The sequence below is a fragment of the Paraburkholderia ginsengiterrae genome, assembly GCF_001645125.1.
Taxonomy (GTDB): domain Bacteria; phylum Pseudomonadota; class Gammaproteobacteria; order Burkholderiales; family Burkholderiaceae; genus Paraburkholderia; species Paraburkholderia ginsengiterrae.
This window is the reverse complement of sequence record NZ_LXKA01000387.1, coordinates 1-6028: the sequence shown is the minus strand read 5'-3', so window position 1 is coordinate 6028 and position 6028 is coordinate 1. Positions and strand designations below refer to the sequence as shown.

Sequence of the window (6028 nt, the reverse complement as noted above, 5' to 3'; positions counted from 1 at the left end):
CATCGAAGGATTCCTGGTCGCCGAAGATGCACGCGGCTCGCTGGTCGCCAGCGCAGGCCTCGAACTGCTCGGCTCCAGCGTGCTCCTGCGATCGCTGGCTGTCTCCTCGAAGTGGCGCGGTAAAGGTGTCGCGCGAGAACTGGTCACGCGGCTCGAAGACATCGCACGCGCGCGTGGCCAACACGAAGTCTGGCTGCTGACTACGACTGCGCAACGATTTTTTGAACGATCTGGTTATGAGCGGGTAAGTCGCGAAGATGCGCCCGACGAAGTGCGGATGTGCAAAGAATTTACGATTCTGTGCCCCTCAACCGCAGTGTGCATGCGTAAGCAATCGACACAGTGCGCTGCGCCCATGACGGAACGGCCGAAAACATTCTAATTGCTGCGGCCCGACATTCGACCGCTAATGTCGCCTGGCCGGACCCGATCGATCGCCTCAACGCGCAAAAGCGGCATCGGACATCCTCAGCGCTTGGCATCCTGTTATTCAGGAGAGAGAAGCCGCCACAACCCACGAAAGGGTACTCAATCGCCCAACGATTTCGGCCAGGTCCGCAGGTGACACTGACTCGAAGGTGACCGTTATTTCCTCGATGTTGTGTTTTTCGTTGTGGCGAAGCCGGGTCCGTTTCGCCTGCGCAGCGTGTTGCCCCAAAGCCTGCCAGACCGGAACGATCCTCAGTTGGCCGGCGGCAGCCCGCACCGTGATGCTCGACGGGGTGTCATCACCCGGATGCTTGTCTGGATATGTCATTGCAGTGATCGCCATGTCGACAGTTGTCGGTCGCCTTGTGGCTGTGGTCGCCCGCGCATCGCTCGGGCTATTTGTGGAACGCGCATCACGCTCTCTCCTGGGCGATATCGGTCCGGATCCTAATTTCTGGCAGATGCGAACTTGCACCGGGAGACAGGCGCCGCTGTTAATGCCGACGCCGCATCACATCCCAGCAGTGACGATGATCCATCCGCCTGAGCAGTCGCTCCCGCAGATGTTCGCGGCGATAGTGGCCCATGACCAGCATCGCTGCGACTGCGAGCACGAACGAACCGACGACCACGCCCACCCAGGATTCGATCATCGCGAACTCCTTTCTGCCTGCGACTTCCCATTAACAGTTCACTGTAGGCGGCGATAACCGACAATCGCAATACATCATCTTGCATTCTTCAGCGCATCGCCACCAGGTTTCGCAGCCCGAAAGGACCGGTCCGCCAGAATGCGCGGAAGCGCGGCGACGCTCGCCCATTGCCATGGCCGAAGAACGACTGGTGGCGATGACGCCGCGATCTGGCGATTAGCCGACTCAATGCATATGCTGCCCGCCGTTGATGGCAATGTTGGAGCCGGTCACGAAACCTGCATCGTCCGAGCACAGGTAGCGGACCAGGGTTGCCACTTCTTCCGGCTTGCCGAGGCGACCGACCGGAATCTGCGGCAGGATCTTCGTGTCCATGATCTCCTGCGGAATCGCCGTGACCATTTTGGTGGCGAGATAGCCCGGCGAAACCGTATTGACAGTTACGCCCTTGCGCGCCACTTCCAGCGCCAGTGATTTGGTAAAACCGTGCATGCCGGCCTTGGCCGCTGCATAGTTGGTCTGGCCAACTGAACCCTTCGAACCGTTAACAGACGAAATATTGATGATGCGGCCCCAGCCACGAGCGACCATGTCTTCGCACAGCGGCTTGGTCATGTTGAAGACCGAATCGAGGTTGGTGCGGATAACCGCGTCCCAGTTGACCTTGTTCATCTTCCTGAGTGTCATGTCCTGGGTGATCCCGGCGTTGTTCACCAGAATGTCGACAGGCCCGACTTCAACCTGAATCCTCGTCACACAGTGCTGGCATGACTCGTAATCGGCCACGTCGACCGGGTATGCGCGAAGGTTCCGGCCCTGGGCTTCCTGGCTGGCCAGCCAGGCGGCCACGCCGGTGTTATTCGGCGAGTGCGTGACCACCACCGCATAACCCGCGTCATGCAGTTTGATGCTGATCGCCTCTCCAAGGCCGCCCATGCCGCCCGTTACTACAGCGATTCGTTTCGTCATGCTTAGATCCGTGATCGTGATATATCTTGCAGGGGTCCTGTATATCCAATAACCGCCCCCCACACACAGCCATTGGCTTTGCCACAATGCGTTGCCGCTTCCAGCACCGCTAGAGGCGACGACGCATTGTCTGAATTACGCGGAGTTTTTTTTGACTTGTGGTATTGCGCGAATGAAACTTGGTCCACCTGTGGGCGATAGTTCGCCTCGTACGCGTACCGCTTGACGTGACCTGAACGGCTGGTCGCACTCGACAGCGAGCGCCATGTCGGTACCTCCCGCATGCACAGCGAAGTGGAGTGGGCGGACATTCATCGGCGACTATGGCGCAGTGCGGATGGCTGCGAGAGATAGAAGATTCACGGCCTGCCTTGACACGTGGCCCGCGGCAAAGCTCGCAAAAGAAATGGACCGTTCGGTGCAGCTTCAACCATTCCGTGTCATCCCCCGCCATTCCGGCCGGACGCGCAGCACACGCCGGAAGCGCGGCCGTGCACGGTCCGCCCACGTGACCAGACTGATTGGGTGGTCTGGGCGCGCAAGCAGATGTGCAGCGGCGCGACGACCACTGCGCAGCCGGTCAACTACGCCTGCTTTGCGGCGCGCGTTCCCTGTCCGGCGGCTTGCTGGCCAGCCTTCGCGGCAGCGGCGGCCGTGGCGGCAACGTTGCCCTTAGCGACCTCGATGGCCTGCTCGGCGGCTTTGCGCACCGTCTCGTACGCAGTATCGGCGGCCGAGAACGCCGATTTCAGCGCGGCAGTCGTGACTTCCGTCCCAGCTGGGGCGTTCCTGACAAGGTTGTCGACGAGCGTCTGGGTGTTACTGCGGTGCTGTTCGTACTGCGCCTGTGCAACCTTCGCAAATTCGGCCCGGGTGCCCGATGCGATGTCATACACATGCCGGGTGTACGCCAGTGCCTTCGCAGCGGCTGGCTGCGTGGAGCTGGCGTGGCGGGCGAGGAGTTCGAGCGGGGTCTTGCCGGACAACGCTTCCTGCCAGTTCTCCTCGCCCTCGGCAAGTGCGGATTTGACGACCTGCAGGTTCAGTTCGACCAGCTGCTGAAAGCCCTGGAACGCCTGATTCGTCAGGGTGAACAGGGTGGCGATGTTGGCGCGGTGCACCGTAACGAATTGCTCGGGCTCGAAAACGCTCATCTGTGCTCTCCTTGGTTCAGCTCAACATACGCCCGACGGATGTCGGGCTGGAAAAGCCCGCTGCGGGATAGTGAGAGCCGGTCCACCGCCTCTCACCCGGCCCGGGTTGTGCGGTGCATTATTAGAGCGAACATTCTAACTTTGTTAAATGTATATTTCGCAATCTACTTAATAGGTACATACCCTTAGTGCCGTCAGGGACCAACTGGCGGTGATGGCAAAAAAAGCGGTCGCCGCAATAGTCGGTTGCCGTTGGACATCTCGTTGCGCAAACGGACGTTTGTGCAACAACCCCATGCTCCCGACAAACAGTGCCACCGAGGGTTGCGCAAACGAATTGCAATACCCAGGTATTTGGCAACAGGTTTACGCAATCATGTTGATCGGATACGCGCGGGTGTCGACCCGCGATCAGGAAACGGCCGCTGAGGTGGTGCTCCGTGATCGGATACGTTCGGCATCCTTCCGACGTGCCCGGCACAATGCATCAGGGATGGCTGTACCTCGCGGTCAGTCGGCCTTCGATACGGCCGGGCGCCGCGTCCGACGCGCCATTCACTTGCCGTCCAGGCCGGCCCTGCTCCACCTGCGGGCGTCTCGATATTGGCGTCGTGAGTGGCGAGAGCGGGAATTGGCTGGGGAACGAGCTGTGTTGCGAATGTGGCAAAGAGATGCAAATCATGGAGATTTGGCTTGTTGCCGCCACACCTGAACTGTAAGCTTTCGGTAACGCGGACATGTCCCCGCGTTTCGTGTGTTAAATAGCCGCAGGCCCGTCCTGCGGCTTCTTTTTATGCAAACGCCAGCGGCCATCCGGCGCGACCAGGATCAGGCAATGTTCTGGCGCGGTGTTCGATGTAGTCGGGATTTCGAGCAAGACTGGTAAGTGCTTCCCGCTGGCGCCGGCCGGCTCCTGGCTTCGAAGTCGTCCAGCTGGAGCAGCAAACTATCCAGCGCACAGAGTTGGCCGCGCGTGAGGTGAGTCGCATCCAGAAGCCTGTGAAGCCGCCCGCGCCAGTACTCAGCTGGCAGGATTGGGCCGCCGAGGTCTCCCTCCAGTGACGGCGCCATTACGCGTGCAATATGTGCGATGTCCTGGTCAAAGAACATACCCATGTGCGCCCCCTATCGGCCTTTGGCCCGCGATCCATTGCCTTATGTCTGATAAATACTGTAGGCCAGTTTTCGCGATATGCCAACTATTGGGATAGATGGCGGCAATTCTCAGACAACTCTCTTGCGAGCCGTGTCGGGTCGTTTGGCGAGCGTTGGTACTGGCTTCAGCGGCCCGGATATTCACCGTCCCCCCTCGTTGTCCTCGCCTACGACATAGACATGATCGTGACAAGCAAGGAGACGGCCATGGGCGAGTCAATTTCGGGGATGTTGCTTGGGGTGATCGTCCTGATCATGGCTGCAATCCTGGTTGCGGAGCACTACAGGCGCGAACATCACAGGAATCGGCAACTTCGCTGGCTGGACACACACCCTATGCGCGACTGGTTACACCGCCGGCCTTGACGCACGCAGGAACCAAAGGTCCCGCGCGAAGCGGGGTAGATCAGGCGAAACTGGGTGCAGGCAGCGGTTTTGCCAGTGGCCGCGTCCCTTCACCTTGCGGCAAACGCGATGATGTTGATGATCGTCGGCGTGTGCAGGTGCGACTGCGCTGGGCAGTGCAACTACGGCCGCGAGCGCGAGAGGTGCTTTCTGTCTCATAGAACCTTCGAGCGAAACGGGGGATGGGCATTCTGCGAGGGCGGCACTACGATTCACTGAAACGAAGGTTTCGCAGCTTGCCGCAATCCGTCACGTGAAGTTGCGATGAAGATTGTCGAGATCACCACCCAGCGCCCGTAGCACGTCGCGCGCGAAGTCTTCTTCCACCTCCAGCCATCCCGACGCGCCGATCGGGTAATTGTCCGGATTCTCGTTGCCCTGGGCCTCGCGGATTGCTGCGACGCTCAGGGCTAGCGCTCGAGCCTGCGTCCTCTTCGCTACCACTCGCGTGAGAGCTGGGCCTCGGTTCGCTCGTGCATCACGCTGTTTTCATTGTCGCCGTTCATGAAAAGCGTTGTTACCCGCCGAGGAAGCCCGGACGTGAAGTTCCCAGGCAGCATCGACATCACGGTCCTGCCCCGGCAGCTCTGCTCGTCGCGTGCGGGGGCGTGCGACGGAACTGCTTCGGCGCCACTAGCGTGGCGCCGTGCCGTTCAGATAGATACCCACCGACAGCCCAGCCTTCACCTGCCGAGTGAGTTCGTCGGTGGACACTTCCTCCGCGCCGGCCTCGATTGCTTCGTACGCCTGGCGCACGACATCGGCCGGCGTCGCCTTCGGAACTTCCAGTCCGCGCACCAGATCCGTATCGATAAAGCCGGCATGCAGCCCGACGACCTGCGTGCGCTGCTCGCGCAGCGATTGGCGCAGGCCGTTAGTCAGCGCCCACGCGGCCGATTTCGACACCCCGTAGGCAGACAAAATCGGCCGGTTCACCCAACTCGCGACGGACAGCACGTTGAGGATTGCGCCGCCGCCGTTGACGGCAAGGCTCCCCGCGAACGCTCGGGACATCGCCAGCATGCCGAATACATTGGTTTCGAAGTGATCGCGCAACGCGTCGAGCGCGCCGTCGTCCGTCAGGCTACCGAGCCGCGCGATGCCAGCGTTGTTGATCAACAGAGTGACGTCGCGCGCCGCGTCGGCGGCCGCGGCAAAGGCCCCCGGGTCGGTCACGTCGAGCACCACGGGCACGACTCCCGTCAGCGTCACGCCGGCCGGATTGCGTGCGCCCGCCTATACCCTCCCCCCCCCTTGTTCGCG

At 60.9% G+C, this 6028-nt stretch carries 7 protein-coding genes and 1 pseudogene; 1 reads left to right on the top strand and 7 read right to left on the bottom strand.

Translation table 11 applies throughout. The features are described 5' to 3' along the window. Positions 1–382: arsenic resistance N-acetyltransferase ArsN2 (gene arsN2, locus A6V37_RS37520; protein WP_064286907.1), on the top strand; the 382-nt coding region annotated here is incomplete at its 5' end. A 108-nt stretch (positions 383–490) separates the two neighbouring features. Here the strand turns inward: arsN2 and A6V37_RS37515 are convergent. The 7 genes and pseudogenes from A6V37_RS37515 to A6V37_RS37485 form a co-directional block, all read right to left on the bottom strand. After that, positions 491–772: a hypothetical protein gene (locus A6V37_RS37515; RefSeq protein WP_064271318.1), complete on the bottom strand. Its 282-nt coding sequence runs from the start codon at positions 770–772 to the stop codon at positions 491–493. Positions 773–923: 151 nt separating this feature from the next. Further along, on the bottom strand, positions 924–1082 hold the full coding sequence (locus A6V37_RS41635; protein ID WP_165614484.1) for a hypothetical protein: 159 nt from the start codon (positions 1080–1082) through the stop codon (positions 924–926). A gap of 225 nt (positions 1083–1307) precedes the next feature. Continuing rightward, positions 1308–2051 carry an acetoacetyl-CoA reductase gene (gene phbB / locus A6V37_RS37510; protein WP_064271319.1) on the bottom strand — a complete coding sequence of 248 codons (744 nt, stop codon included), beginning with the start codon at positions 2049–2051 and terminating at the stop codon, positions 1308–1310. 584 nt (positions 2052–2635) lie between these two features. Beyond that, entirely contained in the window at positions 2636–3205 is a 570-nt protein-coding gene (locus tag A6V37_RS37505; RefSeq protein WP_064286906.1) for a phasin family protein, read from the bottom strand. 828 nt (positions 3206–4033) lie between these two features. Further along, positions 4034–4321, bottom strand: a complete 288-nt coding sequence (locus A6V37_RS42705) for a hypothetical protein (RefSeq protein WP_064271321.1) — start codon at positions 4319–4321, stop codon at positions 4034–4036. Between the two features lie 693 nt (positions 4322–5014). After that, positions 5015–5209 (bottom strand): hypothetical protein, encoded by a 195-nt coding sequence (locus tag A6V37_RS37490; protein WP_064271322.1) that lies wholly within the window; start codon positions 5207–5209, stop codon positions 5015–5017. A gap of 189 nt (positions 5210–5398) precedes the next feature. Then, positions 5399–6001: pseudogene (locus A6V37_RS37485) on the bottom strand (SDR family oxidoreductase); the annotation flags it as partial. Between the last annotated feature and the right edge of the window lie 27 nt (positions 6002–6028).